At 57.7% G+C, this 2,837-nt stretch carries 4 protein-coding genes and 1 pseudogene; 2 read left to right on the top strand and 3 right to left on the bottom strand.

Going from position 1 to position 2,837, the window contains the following annotated elements:
* Window positions 1–1,044: 1,044 nt before the first annotated feature.
* Together EN984_RS29455 and EN984_RS29460 are read left to right on the top strand one after the other, a co-directional pair.
* On the top strand, window positions 1,045–1,278 hold the full coding sequence (locus EN984_RS29455; RefSeq protein ID WP_127270415.1) for a hypothetical protein: 234 nt from the start codon (window positions 1,045–1,047) through the stop codon (window positions 1,276–1,278).
* Between the two features lie 115 nt (window positions 1,279–1,393).
* Window positions 1,394–1,585, top strand: coding sequence for a hypothetical protein (locus tag EN984_RS29460; protein WP_127270414.1), 192 nt, complete (start codon window positions 1,394–1,396; stop codon window positions 1,583–1,585).
* A 29-nt stretch (window positions 1,586–1,614) separates the two neighbouring features.
* On the opposite strand, the gene EN984_RS37905 is transcribed toward EN984_RS29460, so the two are convergent.
* From EN984_RS37905 to EN984_RS29470, 3 genes and pseudogenes are all read right to left on the bottom strand, one after another.
* A complete protein-coding gene (locus EN984_RS37905) occupies window positions 1,615–1,761 on the bottom strand; it encodes a hypothetical protein (protein ID WP_164754473.1) in 147 nt (48 codons plus the stop codon).
* Between the two features lie 120 nt (window positions 1,762–1,881).
* Window positions 1,882–2,511: a LysR family transcriptional regulator substrate-binding protein gene (locus EN984_RS29465; RefSeq protein WP_236383364.1), complete on the bottom strand. Its 630-nt coding sequence runs from the start codon at window positions 2,509–2,511 to the stop codon at window positions 1,882–1,884.
* Window positions 2,512–2,568: 57 nt separating this feature from the next.
* Window positions 2,569–2,837, bottom strand: a pseudogene (locus tag EN984_RS29470) (hypothetical protein); the annotation flags it as partial.

A 2,837-nucleotide genomic window follows, 5' to 3' on the forward strand; every position in this document is an offset into this window, starting at 1 on the left:
ATATATCCCCGACTCTTATGCCTATGGTGCTATCGCGGAATGGCCTGACGGGCAGTCTAGGCCAACAGGATTAATTGCTGCGCTTTCATTCTGCCAGTAGCTTGCAGGCCTGGTCATTTAGCCCACCTTTGTGCCCAGATGGGTCGGCACGCTCACCGTTACCGGTGCGTGGTAACTTGATCGTGCCGACCTCACCTTTGACACATGGAACCGATGCCCCTGTGGCAACCGAAGAAACTGGCGAACGCGCCGCATTGAAGCTCGTCCGAATGGCTACGAGCAGGTATGCCCGCCCGGCGTGCTGCCATCTGAGGAAGCCCTCCTTGGTCTCTACGGCCCCGAACCGATCCACGAAGGCGAAGCTCTGCCCAGGCGATTATTGAGACCGTCGAGGGTCTGACGAAGGAAGCCCGCCGCTGAAGGACACTGACAGCGACGGGCCTTGCACCAGAGCTTGGACTTGTCTCAACCAAGCACATTTCCAACTTCGGTTGCGAAAGCTTGTTCCAGCCCTACGAGAAAGATTTAGCGCTAGCCGACGTCTGACGAAGTAGGCCGCCCGTCACTGGACTTCAGGGAAATCAGTGACGGGCCTCTGCTCGGGTGTTTCAACGAGGTGTCCTTACATTTGATGGCAAGCAACTGCCCACGGAGGGGCCCCTTGCAGTCTTCTCAGGGCGCGCCAGAGCTGAGTTCGCGATGCGGACGGCAAAAGTCAAGCCGCTCGGGAAAGACACAGCTTGGCACATGGCCGCGCGGGCGGCGGAATACGATGCCGACGCGAGAGTCATCGAAGGGATCATCCATCGCCAAAGATCATGACGAACAGCATCGTTAGTCGGTAGAGATAGAGGCCGCTTAAGGTAGCGCAGTTTCCGGCCCATCCTTGCATGCGCTGGCGTCTCGGAACACACGCCGGCGCCTCCAAAGAAATTTTGTACGATTTTTACCAAGCGCCGCCTTGTACGCAAATGATAATGACCGTTGCTGGCTTTGGAGCCATTCTTCAGCACTCAAGATCAGTATTATTCAAAGGACGTTCATATGAATTTCCCCATCGGCGGCGCGCAACCTATTTTCCCTGAGGAACTGGGCACGCTGAGGATTGTATTCTCGCAGCTTTGTGAGGAACACGAGATTCTAACCACTTCTGTTGAGGCCGGGGAACTCGCCTCAGAGTTGGTCCGACTGTTTCAAACAGGCATCAAAGACGAGACTGTGCTGATGGTCTTGATGCGCGCCAGGTTGAACCACCGGCAGGCCCAGTCCGTAGGCTAGTCTTGCAACCACAGCCGTATGGAGGAAAATTATGTTGTACCCTGGTCACTGCCTTGGTCCGTGCGAGATTGAAATGTTGTCTCGCATTTGCCCGACTGTGTGCGACGAGAGCAAATTGCCGCTTACTTCGCCCGATGCCGAAAAAGCGGCTTCTCACCTGCTAAAGCTCTTTGTGAACGGCCTTACCCGCGAGGAGGAACTGGTTGATGCGGCCAGGAACCGTATGAAATGGCTGCCTCGAGCTCATGCTTTTCAAAAGGCGACGCTGCCGCACTTCCAAGCCGTTAGTCAGCAGCAAGTGGCTTAGCCGGTTTACGAATGCGGGCAGCTCATTTTTCACGCAGCCCCTGCCAGGCCGAGTTGAGCCAGGAATTTCGAAACTCCGCTGAGCACATTGGTTCGTGGGGCCTCGAACTTGTAGCGGTACGAGGACACCTCAACCGGCTGATGGATAGCCCCAAACTGGTACGCTACCTCGCTCATCATTTTCCAAAGCAACTCGCTCAATTCCAAGGCGTTTTGGAAACGGCTTGAGTTCCCAGTGCGGCCGCAGGCGCCGCGCCGGCTGCCTAGCGTCGTTCTCTAGCCGCCCTCTGAGAAATCTCATCCTTTCGCAGGAGCGGTGGAAAAGGCCGCGATAATCGCCTCGAGCGACACGCTCAGAGCATTCGAAAAGGTCCTGCCCTTCTGCCAAATCGCGACGTAATGATAAAGAGCTGACGGTTCCACCGGTTTTGCTTCGAGGTTAAACGCTTCGTATTCACGCGCAATGATTTCATTGGTTATGGAAATGCCCAGGCCAGCCGAAACGTATCCGGCCTCGTGACCGTTGCAGTCGAATTCCACCAGTATGTTCGGCTCAACGCCGGCGAAGCGCAACGCATTGAAGTTCATCTGGTGGGCGGCGAACTGGGGATCGATATCGACGATCGTTTCGCCAGCCAGGTCGTGCGCCTGGATACAGGTCTGTTGTGAAAAGCGGTGGTCGGGATGAAAGATGCACACGTTGCGCGCCGACCCGAGCGGCGCCCATTCAAACAGGCGTGGGTCCAGCGGCAATCTCGAGATCCCCAGATCCGCGCGACCGGCCAAGATGTACTCGCCGATCTGGTCGTAGCTTCCAGAAATTGACCGGACGTTCGGAGAGCGACACGGGAAAGCCCTCCGGCGCTCTCTCTGACCGGACGGGCTCAAACCCGTCGCGCCCGCCCTCTCACTCTGACCACCGCACACAAAAAGGCCCGGCGCTCTTGCAAGTGCCGGGCAGCCAGATCATCCGCGAAGCCGAGGCTATTCCGCGGCGTCGAGTTGCTGCTCACTCTTCTCGTCGCCCCGACTGTCTTCGTCGTCACCGGCGAGAAAATCGGGCAGCGCTTTGTCTGCCTCGTCCGCGTTTGACGCGCCCTCGGCATCGAGGTCGATGAGCCGCAGCGGTTCGGGCAGCCAGCCACTGTCGGCCAGCAGCCGCTCCGCCTCTTTGGCCATGTCGTCCTTCTTGAGGTGGTCGATAAGCTGGGCGGCGCTCTCGCCTTCACCCTCGCGAACGGCCTCGATAATAC

Source organism: Mesorhizobium sp. M7A.F.Ca.CA.004.12.1.1 (assembly GCF_003997835.1).
Lineage (GTDB): Bacteria > Pseudomonadota > Alphaproteobacteria > Rhizobiales > Rhizobiaceae > Mesorhizobium.